Annotated in this window: 14 protein-coding genes; 4 read left to right on the top strand and 10 right to left on the bottom strand. The window is 70.6% G+C overall.

Going from position 1 to position 15,380, the window contains the following annotated elements; genetic code table 11:
• Nucleotides 1–39: 39 nt before the first annotated feature.
• A complete protein-coding gene (locus ABZ951_RS06780; RefSeq protein ID WP_344084289.1) occupies nucleotides 40–1,014 on the top strand; it encodes an iron-siderophore ABC transporter substrate-binding protein in 975 nt (324 codons plus the stop codon).
• A 501-nt stretch (nucleotides 1,015–1,515) separates the two neighbouring features.
• Here the strand turns inward: ABZ951_RS06780 and ABZ951_RS06775 are convergent.
• Nucleotides 1,516–2,550: a helix-turn-helix domain-containing protein gene (locus tag ABZ951_RS06775; protein WP_344083808.1), complete on the bottom strand. Its 1,035-nt coding sequence runs from the start codon at nucleotides 2,548–2,550 to the stop codon at nucleotides 1,516–1,518.
• Nucleotides 2,551–2,657: 107 nt separating this feature from the next.
• Between ABZ951_RS06775 and ABZ951_RS06770 the strand changes: the two genes are divergently transcribed.
• Both ABZ951_RS06770 and ABZ951_RS06765 read left to right on the top strand, forming a co-directional pair.
• Complete coding sequence (locus ABZ951_RS06770; protein WP_344083811.1) at nucleotides 2,658–3,554, top strand: alpha/beta hydrolase; 897 nt, start codon at nucleotides 2,658–2,660, stop codon at nucleotides 3,552–3,554.
• Between the two features lie 222 nt (nucleotides 3,555–3,776).
• A complete protein-coding gene (locus ABZ951_RS06765; RefSeq protein WP_344083814.1) occupies nucleotides 3,777–4,148 on the top strand; it encodes a serine hydrolase domain-containing protein in 372 nt (123 codons plus the stop codon).
• 350 nt (nucleotides 4,149–4,498) lie between these two features.
• On the opposite strand, the gene ABZ951_RS06760 is transcribed toward ABZ951_RS06765, so the two are convergent.
• Nucleotides 4,499–6,331: an FG-GAP-like repeat-containing protein gene (locus tag ABZ951_RS06760; protein WP_344083817.1), complete on the bottom strand. Its 1,833-nt coding sequence runs from the start codon at nucleotides 6,329–6,331 to the stop codon at nucleotides 4,499–4,501.
• A 411-nt stretch (nucleotides 6,332–6,742) separates the two neighbouring features.
• Between ABZ951_RS06760 and ABZ951_RS06755 the strand changes: the two genes are divergently transcribed.
• Nucleotides 6,743–7,372: an NAD(P)H-dependent oxidoreductase gene (locus tag ABZ951_RS06755; RefSeq protein WP_344084292.1), complete on the top strand. Its 630-nt coding sequence runs from the start codon at nucleotides 6,743–6,745 to the stop codon at nucleotides 7,370–7,372.
• A 409-nt stretch (nucleotides 7,373–7,781) separates the two neighbouring features.
• On the opposite strand, the gene ABZ951_RS06750 is transcribed toward ABZ951_RS06755, so the two are convergent.
• From ABZ951_RS06750 to ABZ951_RS06715, 8 genes are all read right to left on the bottom strand, one after another.
• A complete protein-coding gene (locus tag ABZ951_RS06750; protein WP_344083820.1) occupies nucleotides 7,782–8,135 on the bottom strand; it encodes a hypothetical protein in 354 nt (117 codons plus the stop codon).
• 275 nt (nucleotides 8,136–8,410) lie between these two features.
• Nucleotides 8,411–9,058 carry a hypothetical protein gene (locus ABZ951_RS06745; RefSeq protein WP_344083823.1) on the bottom strand — a complete coding sequence of 216 codons (648 nt, stop codon included), beginning with the start codon at nucleotides 9,056–9,058 and terminating at the stop codon, nucleotides 8,411–8,413.
• A gap of 476 nt (nucleotides 9,059–9,534) precedes the next feature.
• On the bottom strand, nucleotides 9,535–10,893 hold the full coding sequence (gene ccrA / locus ABZ951_RS06740; RefSeq protein WP_344083826.1) for a crotonyl-CoA carboxylase/reductase: 1,359 nt from the start codon (nucleotides 10,891–10,893) through the stop codon (nucleotides 9,535–9,537).
• 40 nt (nucleotides 10,894–10,933) lie between these two features.
• Nucleotides 10,934–12,184 (bottom strand): beta-ketoacyl-[acyl-carrier-protein] synthase family protein, encoded by a 1,251-nt coding sequence (locus tag ABZ951_RS06735; RefSeq protein WP_344083829.1) that lies wholly within the window; start codon nucleotides 12,182–12,184, stop codon nucleotides 10,934–10,936.
• Entirely contained in the window at nucleotides 12,184–13,425 is a 1,242-nt protein-coding gene (locus tag ABZ951_RS06730; RefSeq protein ID WP_344083832.1) for a beta-ketoacyl-[acyl-carrier-protein] synthase family protein, read from the bottom strand. The genes ABZ951_RS06735 and ABZ951_RS06730 overlap by 1 nt, the downstream gene beginning before the upstream one ends.
• Nucleotides 13,422–13,727, bottom strand: coding sequence for an acyl carrier protein (locus tag ABZ951_RS06725; protein WP_344083835.1), 306 nt, complete (start codon nucleotides 13,725–13,727; stop codon nucleotides 13,422–13,424). Before ABZ951_RS06725 ends, ABZ951_RS06730 begins: the two co-directional genes overlap by 4 nt.
• A 50-nt stretch (nucleotides 13,728–13,777) precedes the next feature.
• Nucleotides 13,778–14,296, bottom strand: a complete 519-nt coding sequence (locus ABZ951_RS06720) for a PaaI family thioesterase (protein WP_344083838.1) — start codon at nucleotides 14,294–14,296, stop codon at nucleotides 13,778–13,780.
• On the bottom strand, nucleotides 14,293–15,069 hold the full coding sequence (locus ABZ951_RS06715) for a 3-hydroxyacyl-CoA dehydrogenase family protein (protein WP_361279258.1): 777 nt from the start codon (nucleotides 15,067–15,069) through the stop codon (nucleotides 14,293–14,295). The genes ABZ951_RS06720 and ABZ951_RS06715 overlap by 4 nt, the downstream gene beginning before the upstream one ends.
• Nucleotides 15,070–15,380 lie beyond the last annotated feature (311 nt).

The following is a 15,380-nucleotide window of genomic DNA, read 5'->3' as shown; positions in this document are numbered from 1 at the left end:
AACCCCACCATGACCGTGCTCCGGCCCACCCCGAAGAGAATGCGCAGGGTGTCCGCAGCCCTGCTCGCTGTGATCATCAGCGGCTCCGCACTCGCTGCCTGCGGCGGCGACGGCGAGAAGGACGACGAGTCCAAGCCCGCCGCCTCCGCCGACGGCTTCCCGCGCTCGATCACCCACGCCATGGGCACCACCGAAATCAAGAAGAAGCCCCGACGCGTGGTCGTCCTCGACACCGGCGAGCTGGACGACGTCACCATGCTCGGCATCAAGCCGGTCGGCGCGGTCTCCCCCCACATGAAGACCGAGGGCGGCTTCCCCGCCTACCTCGGCGACAAGATCAAGGACACCAAGGACGTGGGCCCCATGGCGGAGCCCAACATCGAGCGCATCATGTCGCTCAAGCCGGACCTGATCCTGTCCTCCAAGGTCCGCCACGCCAAGGTCTACGACAAGCTCAAGGGCATCGCCCCCACCGTCTTCACCGAGACCACCGGCGCTCCCTGGAAGGACAACCTCAAGGTCCACGCCAAGGCGCTGGGCCTGGAGAAGGAGGCCGCCACGGCCATGGACGCGTACGAGAAGCGCGCCAAGGCCCTGGGCGAGGAGATCAAGAAGAAGAACGACGGCACGATGCCGACCGCCTCCGTGGTCCGATTCGTCGCCGGCCCCACCCGCCTCTACCAGAAGCAGTCGTTCAGCGGCATCGTCCTGTCCGACATCGGCCTGCGCCGCCCCGAGTCGCAGGACGTCGACGAGCCCATGCTCGAGGTCTCCCCGGAGCAGATCGACAAGGCCGACGCCGACCTGGTGTTCGTGACCGTCGCCGACGACCCGAAGAAGACCCAGCAGGGCGCCGTCCAGGAGAACCCGCTCTGGAAGGGCCTCGAAGCCGTCAAGAACGACAAGGTCGTCCAGGTGCCGGACGAGACGTGGATGTCCGGCATCGGCATCCAGGCAGCCAACCGCGTCCTCGACGACATCGCCAAGGCCGCCGGCGTCGACGCGCCCAAGTAGCCCCGCCCCCGGGCGGCCGGATACCACGGCCGCCCGGGTACGACCCTTCTCCCCACTGCTTGTGCCGGGCCATGTGTGCGGCGCGGTCCGGCCCCAGGCGGCCCGCGCGCAGCCCGTAGCGTGGGCCTGGGATCAGGCCAAGATGACGCACATCCCGCCGTCGGCCAGGGCGAACGGGCGGCCAAGGCGGGCACGGCGTTCACCATGGCGGCGACGACGCGAGCTCCGAAATCTGCCCTCCCGGCTTCGGAGCAGGGCGCACAGAAGCGGGTCGAGGTCCGACCCCCGCCGGAAGCGGCAGCACGCAACAGCCGGACTCTGCACCATGCATGACACAGACAGCAGGTTGCTCAGCTGCTTCGACGCTGCGGCACAAGGTTTCAGTGCTCGGCTACAGGCGGTACCGGACACGTGCTGAGAGAACGCCCCGCCCCCGAACCCCCTCATCGGCGTCGCACGCACCACCCTGTGTGGGCCCTCGGGTAAGGGGGCAGGGTCTCCTCAGCCGTCGAGTAGCCGCCACGCGGTGAGGGCGAGCCTGACCCGCATCAGTCCAGTGGGTTCAGTGAGTTCGATCCCCAGGGACTTCGCGATCTGTTCGAGCCGGCGGGCGACGCTGCTGTGGTGCAGGTGGAGGAGGTCGGCGGCCCGGCGCAGGGATCCGGTGGCGCAGTAGGCTTCCAGCGTCTCCATCTCTTCCGGGTTGCCGGAGAGCCGGGCGATGCCGGCTACATCGGCGTTCTCGCGCGAGGCGTCCTTGGGGATCTCGGCCAGGAGCGCCAGCGCGCCCAGGTCGGCGTAGCGGACGACCGGTTCGCGGGGGCCGGTGAAGCGGAGGGCGGTGCGGGCTTGCCGCCAGGATCGGTCGGGGCTTTCCGCGGCGCCGATGCCCGCACGTACGCCTGCCGGAAACCGGGCCGGGTCGACGGCGGTGGTCAGGATGACGCCCACGTCGGCTAGACGTGCTGCCTTCACCGGGCGGGCCGGGCACAACAGCTCACCGAGCTGGTCGAGCGGGAGCTGGGACCGTACGGCGACGACGTGGACCGGGATGTCGGCGGCGAAACCCAGCAGCCGTAGCGCCCGGGCCTGGGATGCCTCGTCGCTGTCGGTGCTGATCGCCAGTTCGACGAGGGCGGGGTCGGCCATGGTGGTGCGGGCCGGGCCGTACTGCTCGGCGACGGCCGCGGCGGCGATGGCGAGCCGTTCGAGGAGCACTTCGTCGAGAGGATTCGGCGGGCCGGGGCGTTCCAGCCACACCATGCCGATCTCCTCCTCGTCCAGAAGGATCGGCACTGTGGTGGACGAGGGTGCCGGCGGGGCGGACGCGTGCCTGCCGTCGGGCGAGACACGGGTCACCCGCCCCGTGCCGTGGAGTCGGATCCCTGCCACACACTCGGCCAGGCCCGCCGAGGCCCGGGCGAGCGCCGGAAGATCCACCCGCCGGCGCATCAGCGTGTCGTAGAACGCGACGATGCGCATCGCGCCGTCGACGTACGGATCCAGTCCCGACAGCCGGACGGCCAGTGCTTCCATGGCAGGAGGATAGAAGGACAGGGCTGCGCCGATCGGCGCGGGATCGCGGTGGGATGCGCGACGGATGGCGGATGACCCGCCGGGTGACGGCCGTGAGGATGGTCGTCATGGATCCCGAACTCGAAGCATTCATCCCTTTCCTCCCGCAACTCGACATGAACGACCCGGTCACCTCGCGCAAGAACTTCTCCGAGCGTGCCGCCGCGGCGCCGGCACCGGACACCTCGAACATGGAGGTCGAAGACCGCACGGTGCCCGCCGACCCGGACGTGGCGGTGCGGGTCTACCGCCCGCACCAGGCGCAAGGCGCCGTCGTCTGGCTGCACGGCGGCGGCGGAGTCTTCGGCGACCTGGACACCGAGCACCCCTGGGCCGCCCGGATCGCGGACCTCTCCGGGGCGACGGTGATCTCGGTGGGCTACCGTCTGGCGCCCGAGCACCCGTTTCCGGCCGCCCTCGACGACGCCTATGCCGTCTTGGCCTGGACGGCCGAGCACGCGGACGAACTCGGCATCGACCCGGCGCGGATCGCGGTCGCAGGACACAGCGTCGGCGCGAACATCGCGGCCGCGGCGGCCCTGCGGTCGCGCGACGAGCGGGGACCGGCGATCCATTTCCAACTGCTCAATCAGCCGGGCCTGGACGACCGGCAGGAGACGTGGTCGGCGCGGAACTTCACCGACACGCCCTGGTTCAACCGCGACAAGCTCGCCGCAGCGTGGCGGCACTACCTGGGCTCTCAGCCCGCCACACCGTACGCCGCCCCCGCGCGGGCCGCCGACCTGTCCGGACTGCCCCCGGCCTACATCGCCACCGCCGAGTTCTGCCCGAACCGCGACGAGGGCATCGCCTACGCGCTGCGCCTGCTGCAGGCGGGCGTGTCGGTCGAGCTCCACCAGTGGCCCGGCACCTTCCACGGATCGCAGGCGATCCTGTCCGCCGATGTCTCGCAGCGCCAGATCGCCGAACTCGGCGCCGCTCTACGCCGCGCGCTGGCCAAGTGAGCCGTGGATGCCGGCCAGCACGGGGAGAGTCTTCGACCCACTCACTGACCATGAGGGGAAAGATGTCTTGAGAATCCGACTGGCCACATGCGGGAGCGTGGCCGCCCTGGGTGCCGGCGCGGGCACGGTGGCGGCAGCTCCCGCGCCCGACGGGACAAGGGCCGTCCTGGTCGCCGGCACGAGCCCGGCGACCGGGACGAGCGCGTAGAGCTGGAGTCCGCCATGGAGGGTGTCCACCGCGCCGGCGTGCCGGGGGTGTTCGTCGAGGTGCGCGATGCCGGCCGGACATGGCGCGGCTCCCCCGGGGTCGCCGATGTCAAGGCCGGCCGTCCCGTTACGCCCGACATGCGCCAGCGCGTCGGCAGCATCACCAGGACCTTCACCGCCGCCGCAGTCATGCAGCAGGTCGAGCAAGGCCGGATGCGACTGGAGGCTCCGATCGGCGACTATCTGCCGCAACTGGTGCCGGGAGAACGTGACAGGAAGATCACGGTCGGGATGCTGCTCAACAACACCAGCGGCTTCCCCGACTACGTCCGCTACGCGTTCCCTTGGAGACAACGGTTAACCCTTACCTGGAGATGGCCCGCCTGAAGACCGCAGTCCTCACCGCTGCCGCCTGCCGGACAGAGGCAGTGCTCGGCGGCGCCACTCCGGTGCGTGCGAAAGCTCTCACCTCGTCCCCGGAGCAACGGCGCGGTGTTGCTCAACTGCCTACGCAGGGCTGCTCCTCGGCATCGTCCATCCCTTTGCGGTGGGCGCCGGCCCGCGCCGGCGATCGGATTCCTGGAGTCGTTAAATGAGGCGGTACGGGGCCGGGGCGTCGTTGGCACAACGGCCACGCTCAGTCGGCGATGTTTCTGCTCACCGGGGCAGATGCCCGATTCTGGTGCTCCGTGGGCGGCACGCTATCTGCTTTGGGCAAGGCCCGCTGGAAGATGGGCTTAGCAGTTCCCGTCCAGGTCGGGATACCGGACGTGGACCGCACCCGTCTTATCAACGTGCAAAAATTCGGCCTTTCCGTCTCCGTCAGCATCGGCGAACTGAATCTCCTCCGGAGGGGCATAGCTGTCCGGCACGATCTGGCAGATGTCGTCGGAGTCGATGCCCGCTTCCGCGCCGCTTCGGTTGAGCCAGGCCCGTGCGCCGCCCTGAGGGGTGATGAGGATCTGGTCGGCACGCCCGTTTCCGTCGAGGTCGGCAAGTCTTATTTGACGGTCGAAGGTGTGCTTACCGATCCTCGTGGGAGGGGACCATTTCAGACGCTTTTGGCCGCCCCCGTCCATGCGGCCCCGGTTGAACCAGACGGTTACCTTGCTGCTCGGTTCGATCCACAGGTAATCGACGCGCCCGTCTCCATCGATGTCGGCGAACTGGATCTCCTTGAGGTCCGGTACACGGTCGGCGGTATCGCTCAAGGGGACGTTCGCCTCGCCGTCGAACCGGTCCATGCACATACGGGTGCCAGCCGGATTCTTTTCGATCCAGGTGTGGACGGTCACCCCACCGGTCTGGTCGACCACCATGCAGTCGGGCCAGCCGTCACCGTCGATGTCGCCGAAGCGCAAGGCGGCGCCGTCCGCGCCGGGCGCGGGGGCGTACGAGTTCCGTCCCTTCCCATCAGAACGCAAGCGGTTCGCCTTGACGCCGCCGTTCCACCAGAACTCGAAGCTCTGGTCTTTGCTGACCGTGAAATATTCGGCCTTCTTGTCCTTGTTGACGTCGACCAACCAGAACCGGTTCGTTGGCGGAAATTCCGCGGGTGGGATCGCGCCGCTGTCCTTCTGCATCGGGTTCGGAGGGCTCGAACCGGTGCCTGCGGCAGGCTGTTTGGGGTCCGTGGCGGCTGAGTTGTCGCTCGATTTCCATGGCATCGGGGCGAAGTGCAGGATTGAGGCGGCGACGGCCAGGGCGACGGCCAAGGCGGTCGCGATCACCCGGCGCCGCCTCCCGGAAGGTTCTTCCGTAGCCGTAGCCGTAGCCGTAGCCGTAGCCGTAGCCGTGGCCGTGGCAGTGGCCGAGGTAAGAGTTAAAGGCTCCGCCGCCGGTTCGGGCTCGGGCACATACGGCTCGCTGCGTGTGGCGAGGGTGAGGCGGCGGAGGGCGGTAAACGTCCGATGCTGGGGCGTATCGGCCTTGAGGATGCTCGAGTGGTCGCCCGGCAGGGCGGAACTGTCCGGGAAGACGGACTGTGCTGAGGCGCGGGACACCACGCCATCGCTCTCACCCGCGTAGACCGACACCGGAATGGGACAGGTTCGGTCGGTGACCGCGGTGGCGTGCACGACATCACGCACGATCGTGCGCAGGGTCGCGCTGACCTGGTCATTCAGCGGGCGGAGATCCTTCTCCTGCGGATGGCGCACGCCTAGTGCACCCCGCCGCAGGGAAAGCAGCAGTTCGGAGCCGTTGCTCGGGCAGGCAAGCATGACCAGCCGCTGGATCCGGGCGAGTTCGCTGCCTCTGCCGTCATGGAGCATACGGGCCAGATAGCGCTGGGCGACCAGCCCACCTTGGCTGTGGGTGACCAGGAAAAGCTGGTCGAACGCGCCGGCTTCCGTGACCAGGTACTCCTTGAGGCTGTCGGCGACCGTGTCGATCGACGGGAAGACCCGCAGCGGATTGACCGACAGCAGACCGGTCGCGTACTCGAACGTCAGCGTTTCGACGAACCCGAGATCCCGGTCCGCAGCGATCAGTTTGCGTAACGGCTCCCACACCTTCGGCCCGGACATGATCCCGTGGACCATCACGAGTCCCAGTCGGCTGTCCCCCACGATGCCGATCCCTTCACCGAAAGATGGTCACCATAATGCCTTCCCTGAACCCTTTCCTCACGGAAAACACGGGAATGGCCAAAAGCCCACTCTGGAGCCGGGCAGGGGCGCATTCCAGGACGGTGTGCGAGATGTTCACCGCGCTCGGCCTGCAAGGCGACGTCCCCGCGTGTCCGTCCGAGTTCGACCGGCTCCAGCGGTGACGGCGTCGTGGTCGCGCTGCAGTCCATCGGCGAAAGCGTGGAAAGCAGGCAGGTCATCGGGACGAACAGCGTCCATCCATGCGGTGAGGTCGTCTTCCCGGAGGTCACAGATCATCCGTGCGAAGGCGTGCATGTGACTGCAGGCTGCCGCCAGCTCCGGGCGACGCAAAAACGCTGCGCTGAGCCGGTGTTCCTCCCCGGCACACAGATGCTGGGATCCCGCGTGATTCAGTTGCTGACCTGCTGGGGTTGGAGAGCAGGTGCGGGTGGCCGGATCGCCCGTCCGGGACAACCTGCACACCCACCGCGCGGTCGGCATGCGCGACTTCGTCGCCACCCACGACTGGCTAACGGTCTTTCCACCTACCGCCCTGCGCACCCGGCCTCTACCCCGTCGAAGGCAACTGGCCACTGCTGCGGCGCAGCAACCAGGCCGGCACCGCCCTTACCGACCCCGACCACTTCCTCCGCCCCCTGCGGCACGGCCTCCGCCGGCTCCAGTACCGCAGCGGCCTCATCGACGGCTGCCTCACCGCAAGCAACCTCCACACCTGATGACACCACGCCTGCAACCTCAGTAACGGAGCGACCGAGAGGGCCCGACCGCACCGGTGGGCCGAGTGAGTCCTTCCAGCCGGGCGGCGCCTTCGGCCCGATGGACGACTTCTTGTTCCACATCCACCGCGGGATGCTGGAGTTCGTCGGTTTCCAGGTCCTTGACCCTGTGGTCACGTATGGGCCGGCCCGCATGGCTGATCAGGAACGAGTAGCTGCGCTGGAGGCGGTCAGAGAGTCTGTTGCGCGCATCGCGGCGGACACACGGATCAATATTGGTTGACCCCGACGTCGACTTCCGCGGAGCGGACCTGGAGTGCCGGCTCAATGAGCGTGGCGTCCGGGCGCAGTTGCTGCGCCCCTACGGTGAATGACCAGCGTCGAGACAGGAGCCCCCAAGCAGCGGGTGCCCGCAGCGGCAGCGGGGACGCGGGCGCGGGTCGGTGGCAGCGCCTGAACGACCAGACTGCGCGCCAGGTCTCCGAGAGCCGCGGGCAGGTCCTTGAGGCTCCCGCCCTTACATGCAGGACTGGGGTGCGCGCGTTCCCTGGCGGGCTGCCTCGACGAGTAGGGCAGGCGCCTGGCTAAGGGAGAGCTGGCCGGGACGAGTACCGGCGACTGTCATGGCGTTATGGGGACGACACGGCAGCGACCATCCGTTCGGTGAGCCCTGTGTACGATCACCGCCCTGCTCAAAAGAGTTCCCCCGGCTCGGGAAGTACCTGATCGACCCGCACGATCTGATATCGGCCTCGTTCGTAGAGGCCACCCCGCCGTCCCCAGATCACCGAGGCCCGCCATGCGGCCTCACTGATCGAGGAGGCCATCAGGTGGACGGTGACCGCCAGGGTGCCGCTGTGCGCTCCACCGTCCCGCTGGGCCACGATCCGGTAGACGCGCTCGCGTACGACGGCAGCGGTATCTCCACCGGCCTGGCCGGCTTCCGTAAGCTGGCAGGATAGGCGCTGCAGACGTATCTCTTCCCGGCGTGCCACACGTCTGTCCCGCGCGGGCTCGTAGACGGGCATCCGCTGCTTCGCCATCACATGGGCGATCCTCTCCCATTCGTGACAGTGCCACACCGCTATCGCGAGCTCACCAAGGCTGGTTGGTTGAGCTGGCTCGCTGCGCGACTGCTCCTCGTGCTCCTGCGCGAGTCGGACTTGCTCCCGCACTCAGCCCAGGTCGACCCCGGCAGCCTTCCGCTGCACATCGAGACGTGCTAACTCCCAAGGCAGGTACTCATAGACGGACATCGCTCTCCATATGCGGTGAGAATATGTGCCCCATTGTGCGGGGCCACGAAGCGGGTAATGAGGGATCAGACCACTCGGGTATGCGGAGTGACCGACAGTGCTTCGATCTCGTCGTCACTCAGGATGCGTTCGGCTGTTTCCTGCGAGCAGCCGACGTAGGTGGAGGTGAGATCGTGGTCGCTGGTGACTACCCAACTGCGGTCGTGTGGCCACCAGAATTCCGGACCGTCCATTGCAGTGTGCTCTTCCTCGACCATCTTCCGGAGTGTTTCCAGCTCGGGCAGGGGAGCGGTACGGATGAGCGGCTGCTCCTCGCCGTTCAGTAGGGCCTCCAGGTCGTAAGCGAAGAAGACAGGCTCGTCGCCCGTGGTGGCGGTCAGGACCCGGACCAGCGCCCGGCGGGTGCGGTCGTCGGGCTCACCGGTCCTGGCCAGCCATACCGGCTTTGGCGCGTCCAGCAGTGAGTAGTGAGTCAGTTCGGCGTGGAAGGATTCCCCGCTGTCTGCGGCCCGGGACCACCAGGACTGTGTCAGGCCGGAACCGTCCGGTGCCTCGAACTGATGGAAGATCCGTACGTAGGCATCGAAGCCGCCCGGTAGCAGTTCAGCGACCGAACAGCCCGCATTGCCGCCGGACGGGGCCAGCCCCGCTTGCAGCCAGGCCAGTTTCGTACTGTCATAGCTCCAGAGATGGGATCTCATCATGTAAGCCATAGTCCCTGGATGCGCGAGCGAGTAGCGCCCCGGGGTTCTGGAGCGCCTTGTGTAGTACCGCCGGGGGGAGGGCCCAGGTCCGCCAAGGACGCCCGGCTGACCGTCACCGATCGGGGCACCCGGGTGGAGATACACCTCTGAATTGGCCGTTCCCCGCCTACTCCCACAGATGGTGGAGTACTGGTCGATGACAGGCGCCGCGAGGTCAGGCAAGGCGATGCCCGTTACGGCTGCCGGCTCCTTGAGCGGCGGCTGAAGGGGACGCCCGCCCGGACTGAGGACGACCGCCGGCCACGCGTGCGAGCCTCGCGCCGGCAGCGCACCTCGCGCGACCGCCGGGAGCAGACCCGCCCGCACCAGGGACCCTAGTTCGACGCGGCGCTGGACAGATGCGCGGGTTTCGGTCTTTGACATTCTGAGTTCAGAGATCAGCCGATCGAGATCGGCGTGCGGGAAGCAGAAACGTGGCCGCTTCCTCATCCCGTGGCCGGCGCCTGCCCGTCGGGGAGGAAGCGCCGAAGCGCGGGCAGCAGCCCGGCGCGCAGCGCATGGTCCCGCACGCCCTGCCCGTCACGGGCGGCCAGGCAGCGGACGGCCACCTTGCCGTGGTGCGCACCGCGGGCCACGGCACGGACCGCCACCGGTGCCGAGGCCAGGGAGTAGGTGGCGGAGAGGGGCGGGTGGACGCGGCCCCTGCACACCAGCCGGTTGGCTTCCGCGGCCTCGCGGTGGTCGGCGCAGTGCACGCCGACCACGCGCTTGAGCTCCGTCCACAGGTACCGGTTGTCGTACAGGTGCCAGGGGCCGGTCGTGGACGCGCAGGTGGTGATGGTGCCGCCCCGGCGGGCGGCGTAGACGGAGGCGCCGAAGGTCTCACGGCCCGGGTGCTCCACGACGATGTCCGGGTCGTCGCCGCCGGTCAGCGCGCGGATGTGCCGGGCGAAGCGCCGCCACTCGCGCGGGTCGGGCGTGTCGGCGTCCTTCCAGAACCGGTACTGCTCGGCGTCGCGGTCGATGACCAGTTCCGCCCCCATCGCCCGGCACAGTGCGGCCTTCCGGGCGGAGGAGACCACGCAGACCGGGATGCCCCCGCCGCCGAGCGCGTACTGGGTGGCGTACGAACCGAGCCCGCCCGCCGCCCCCCAGATCAGAACGGTGTCGCCCTGCTTCATGCCGGCGCCGTTGCCGGAGACGAGCTGCCGGTACGCGGTCGAGCCCGCCAGCCCGTTGCACGCCGCCTCCTCCCAAGTGAGGTGACCGGCCTTGGGCAGCAGCTGATCGGCCCTGAGCAGGGAGATCTCGGCGAGACCGCCGAAGTTGGTCTCGTAGCCCCAGATGCGGCGCCGGGAGCCGAGCACCGCGTCCCCGCTCCCTGCCGCGTCCACCGGTTCGGTCGACAGACAGTGCGCGACCACGTGATCACCCGGGCGCGGGCGGTGGACGCCGGGTCCCGTTCGCAGCACGATGCCGGCCAGGTCGGAGCCCAGCACGTGGTACGGAAGGTCGTGGCGCCGCCCGGCGGGGCTGGTGCGCGCGTAGTCCTCCAGGAACCGGAAGGTGGGCTGCGGGTCGAACAGGGCGGACCAGACCGTGTTGTGGTTGACCGACGAGGCCATGACGGCGACCAGGACCTCCCCGCACCCGACCTCGGGAACCGGCACGTCCTCCACACGCAGCGACACCACCGGATCCCGTTGCTCCCGGGGCACCCCGGCGAACACGCCCGCCTCCTTCCGGCGCACGGTCAGCGCGCGGAAGGACCGCGGCAGCGGCAGCCGGCCCACCTCCGCCGGAGGCAGGTCGGGATCGGCGAGAGCGTCGGCCAGCGCACACATGATGGCGGCTCCTCGTGCAAGGCGGCGCGGGCAGGGGCTGTCACGGGGGAGGGGCGAGGACGAGGCAGGCGTTGTGGCCGCCGAAACCGAAGGAGTTCGACAGCACCGGACCGCGCCCGACCTCCCGCGGCTCCCCGCTGACCACGTCCAGCCGGCAGCGCGGGTCGGGGGTCTCGTAATTGGCCACGGGCGGCGCGAGCCCGTGTTCGGCGCTCAGCGCCGCGGCCACCGCTTCCACGGCGCCCGCGGCGCCCATCAGGTGGCCGAGGACCCCCTTCGGCGCGGTGACCGGCGGCGGGGTGCCGGCGAAGGCGCGCAGCAGGGCCGCGGTCTCCGCGCGGTCGTTGAGAACCGTGCCCGTCCCGTGGGCGTTGACCTGGCGGATGCCGGCGGGGGCGAGCCGGGCGTCGTCGAGGGCGGCCGTGATGCACGCGGCCGCGACCGCACCGTCCGGGCGGGGCGCGGTGAGGTGGTGGGCGTCGCAGGTCTGGGCGTAACCGGCGACCTCGGCGAGGACCGTGGCGCCCCGGGCCCGCGCCGCCGCGAGCCGCTCCAGGTGCACGAAGGCGGCGCCTTCGCCCAGGACGTAGCCGTCACGGTGCCGGTCGAAGGGCCGGCAGGCCCGCTCGGGCGCGTCGTTGCGGGTGCTGAGCGCACCCGTGCGGGCGAACGCGGCCATCGACAACCGCGTTACCGGGGCCTCGGTGCCGCCGGCCAGCACCGTCGTACAGGTGCCGTCGCGGATGAGCCGGGTCCCCTCGCCGATGGCTGTGGTCCCCGACGCGCACGCCGTCGACACCGTCATACAGGGGCCGGTCCGCCCGGCGAGCCGCGCGATCAGCGAGGCCGCCGCGTAGGGCAGAGCCCGCGGCCAGGTGAGACGGTCCACCGCGGCCGGCCCCTGCTCGTGCAGGGCGCGGGACTGGGCGGACCAGGTGTGGTCCCCGGCGCCGCCGACCCCGCACAGCACCGCCCCGCCGTCGTCGCCGCGCTCGCGCACGCGGGCGTTCGCCAGGGCGTCGAGGGCCGCGCAGGCCGCGTACTGGGCGAAGGGGTCGGTCCGCCGTACCGTCTTGGCCGGCAGCCGCGCTCCCGCATCGAAGCCGCGCACGCGGCAGGCGAACCGCACCGTGAGCCCACCGGTGTCGAAGTCGGTGACCGTCGTGGCCGTGCCCCGCGCGCCCAGCAGCGCCCGCCACAGGGCACCGGTGTCCCGCCCGGCGGGGCAGACCAGACCGACCCCGGTCACGGCGACCCGCCACCGCCCGTACCCGTCGCGCGGCCCGCTCATCACCCCTCCGGTCCCGGCGCCAGCACCAGGCAGGTGTTGTGCCCGCCGAAACCGAAGCTGTTGCACACCACGGGCCCCGCCGGCAGGTCCCGCACGCCGCCGCGCACGGCGTCGATCTCGCAGCGGGGGTCGAGGGCGTCGAGGTTGGCGACGGGCGGTGCCGCGCGCCACCGGACGCTGAGCGTCGCCACCACCGCCGCGATGGCCCCGGCCGCGCCGATGGCGTGGCCGAGCACCGCCTTGGAGGAGGTGACGGGAACCGCGCCGGCCCCGAAGACGGCGGCCAGCGCCCGTGCCTCGGCCAGGTCGCCGAGTTCGGTGGCGGTGCCGTGGGCGTGGACGTGAGCCACATCCCGGGGGGTGAGCTGCGCGTCCGCGAGGGCCTGCCGCATGCAGGCCGCCGCGCCCGCGCCGTCCGGCAGGGGCGCGGTGAGGTGGTGGGCGTCGGAGGTGCGCCCGTAACCGACGAGTTCGGCACGGACGTTCGCTCCACGGGCTCGGGCGGCGGACCACGATTCGAGGATGAGGAAGGCGGCGCCCTCGGCGAGGACGAAACCGCTCCGGTCGCGGTCGAAGGGCCGCGACGCCCGTGCCGGGTCCCCGTTGTCCCGGGCCAGGCTGCCGGACTTGGCGAAGGCCAGCACGATGGTGGGTGTCACGCACGCTTCGTGGGCGCCGGCCAGCACCACGTCCGCGGCTCCGGTCCGGATGAGCTGTGCGCCTTCCCCCACCGCGTGCCCTCCCGAGGCGCACGCGGTGGAGAAGCAGAGACCGGGCCCGGTGATGCCGTACAGGAGGGAGAGCATCGCCGCGCCGGCGTTGGCCATGTAGGCCGGCACGTGCGAGGCGCGCGGCCGGCCGTGGCCGCGGGCGTCCGCGTCCAGCAGAGCCGCCTCGCGCGTGGCCTCGCCGCCGTTGGCGGAGCCGGTGACCACCGCCCAGCGGGGACCGCCGGTCCGCTCCCGCAGCCCCGCGTCGGTGAGCGCGTCCGTGGCGGCGCAGACGGCCAGTTGGGTGGAACGGTCCGTTCGCGCAGCCTCCTTCGCCGACAGGTAGCCCACCGGGCTGAAGTCCGGGATTTCGCAGGCGATCCGTACCGGCAGACCCTCGGGGTCGAAGCCGGTGATGCCGCGGGCGCACGAGCGGGGTGCACACAGGGCGTCCCACATCTGCGCCACCCCGCCGCCGGCCGAGGTGCGCACGCCCAGCCCCGTGACCACGACGCGGGGCCGTCCCGTCATCCCGCGTCCTCCCGCCCGGTGCCGGCCGGCGGTGCGGCCCTGGCGGCCACCAGCTCCACCACGTCGGCGAACGTCTCCACCGACCGCAGCTCCTCCTCGTCCACGCGGACGCCGAAGGACCGGCTCAGGCTGTCGGCCAGTTCGGCGTGGTCGAGGCTGTCGGCATCCAGGTCGGTGATCAGCCTGGCGCCCGGCACGACGTCCTCCAGGGGCACGCACAACACCTCCGCGCACAGGTGCCGCAGCCTCTCGTACGTCTCCTCGCCGAGCTGTGGGCCGGTGTTCCGTGTCTCGTCCTGCATCTGCCACTCCTGCCTGCGTGCGGGTCCCCTGCCGCCTGTGCCGTACCGGCTCACGGCAGGGGACCCGCCCGGATGGCCACCGTCGCCCGGGCCCGTACGAGCCGGGTGCCTTCCGGTCCGCTGACAACGGCCACCGCCTTGACGAGGGACGGTGACGGGCACCCTGCGGCCTCCTCGTCCGGTGGCGAGGCCGTGGCCACGCACGTCAGGGTCCCGCCGCCGCCGGCGTACGCGGGGGCGCGGTAGCGCAGGCGCAGTTCGCGGGTGACGGGGTAGGCGCCCGGCGGCAGCAGCGTCTGCACGGCGTATCCGCAGGCGGAGTCGCACAGGGCGGCGGTGACGCCGCCGTGCACGATCCGGGTCTGGGTGAGATGGACGGCGCCCGGCACCAGGCGCAGTGTCACCCTGCCCGGCCCGGCCGTGACGAGCCGGTAGCCCAAGGCCCGCGACGCGGCGGCCAGTTCGGCCGGTTCCTCCAGCAGCCTGCGCACCACGGCGAGGCCGTCCATCGATCGCAGGCGAAGGAGGGCCTCGTCGCCGCCGGGAGCGCCCGCGCCGGGGCCGGTCACGGGTGCAGCCCTCCGTGACGCAGGGCCCGCAGCACGGTGTCCCGGCCGATGCGGTCGGCCGCCGCCAGCGGGCCCAGGGTGTGACCGAGCCCCTGCTCGCACAAGAGGTCGATGTCAGCCGCCGTGGCGGCGCCCTGATCGCGCAGACGCATGGCCTCCGCGATCAGGACGCCGAACAGCCGACTGGCGACACTGCCGGCCACCGACCCGTCGATGACCACGCAGCGCACGCCCAGGCCGGTGAGGATCTCCCGAGCCCGGCCCAGGACGGCGGGACCGGCGGCCGGGGCGGGCTGGAGCTCGCACAGGGGCCGGTGTGGCGCGGGGTAGAAGAAGTGGGTCCCCAAGAACCGCTCGGAGTGTGCCGACAGGGCCGGGGCGAGCGTGGCCAGGGGCAGCGAGGAGGTGTTGGTGGCGAGCACGGCGCCGGGGGAGCAGCAGGCGTCGATTCGGCCCAGCACGTCTCTTTTGACGTCCGGGTCCTCGATCACTGTCTCGATCACCAGATCCGCCGCGCCCATGTCGTCCAAGGTGCGTACGGGCACGACGTGTTCGCCCAGCCGGCCGGCCGCCTCGCGCGTCATGCCCCGCCGCAGCGCGGCCCGCACCAGCTTGCGTTCCGCGCGCCGCAGGGCTTCCTCGGCGCGCTCCTGCCGCCGCCCCCAGACCAGACACCGGCTGCCGCCGAGCGCCACCGTGTGGGCGATGCCGGTACCCATCACACCGGCTCCGACGACTCCGATGGTCCACGGCTCCCGGGAAGAAGTGTCCACGGCACACCACCTCCTGGCCCGGTGACTGTCCACCGTTCGCCGCACGATGCGCCATCGGACCGGTATTCGCTCCAAAGGGGCGATCGGCATCTCACCCGATAAGGAGCCGGTATTTCCGCAGGCGCCTCACCGCGGTACCGGCGGCGTCACATGGCACGGTGAGGACCGGCGGACCGCCCTGTCACGGGCATTCCGCGATGGCGCTCCCCTGCCTCCCGTATCCTGCACAGCAGGGGAAGAATCATCACATTTTTGGTTCGATGGTGTAATGCCCAGCACAGCGGGTGATGCAACAGTTCCGGGTACTTCCT

Origin of the sequence: Streptomyces sp. NPDC046215 (assembly GCF_040646215.1) — a bacterium.
Taxonomy (GTDB): domain Bacteria; phylum Actinomycetota; class Actinomycetes; order Streptomycetales; family Streptomycetaceae; genus Streptomyces; species Streptomyces stramineus.
This window is presented reverse-complemented; position numbering and strand designations above follow the sequence as displayed.

Coding starts and splice junctions, on each gene's coding strand:
- ABZ951_RS06755 (WP_344084292.1), top strand. CDS start 6,743: ATGCTGGGATCCCGCGTGATTCAGTTGCTGACCTGCTGGGGTTGGAGA.
- ABZ951_RS06770 (WP_344083811.1), top strand. CDS start 2,658: ATGGATCCCGAACTCGAAGCATTCATCCCTTTCCTCCCGCAACTCGAC.
- ABZ951_RS06725 (WP_344083835.1), bottom strand. CDS start 13,727: ATGCAGGACGAGACACGGAACACCGGCCCACAGCTCGGCGAGGAGACG.
- ABZ951_RS06745 (WP_344083823.1), bottom strand. CDS start 9,058: ATGGCTTACATGATGAGATCCCATCTCTGGAGCTATGACAGTACGAAA.
- ABZ951_RS06780 (WP_344084289.1), top strand. CDS start 40: ATGCGCAGGGTGTCCGCAGCCCTGCTCGCTGTGATCATCAGCGGCTCC.
- ABZ951_RS06765 (WP_344083814.1), top strand. CDS start 3,777: ATGGAGGGTGTCCACCGCGCCGGCGTGCCGGGGGTGTTCGTCGAGGTG.
- ABZ951_RS06735 (WP_344083829.1), bottom strand. CDS start 12,184: ATGAGCGGGCCGCGCGACGGGTACGGGCGGTGGCGGGTCGCCGTGACC.
- ABZ951_RS06775 (WP_344083808.1), bottom strand. CDS start 2,550: ATGGAAGCACTGGCCGTCCGGCTGTCGGGACTGGATCCGTACGTCGAC.
- ccrA (WP_344083826.1), bottom strand. CDS start 10,893: ATGTGTGCGCTGGCCGACGCTCTCGCCGATCCCGACCTGCCTCCGGCG.
- ABZ951_RS06730 (WP_344083832.1), bottom strand. CDS start 13,425: ATGACGGGACGGCCCCGCGTCGTGGTCACGGGGCTGGGCGTGCGCACC.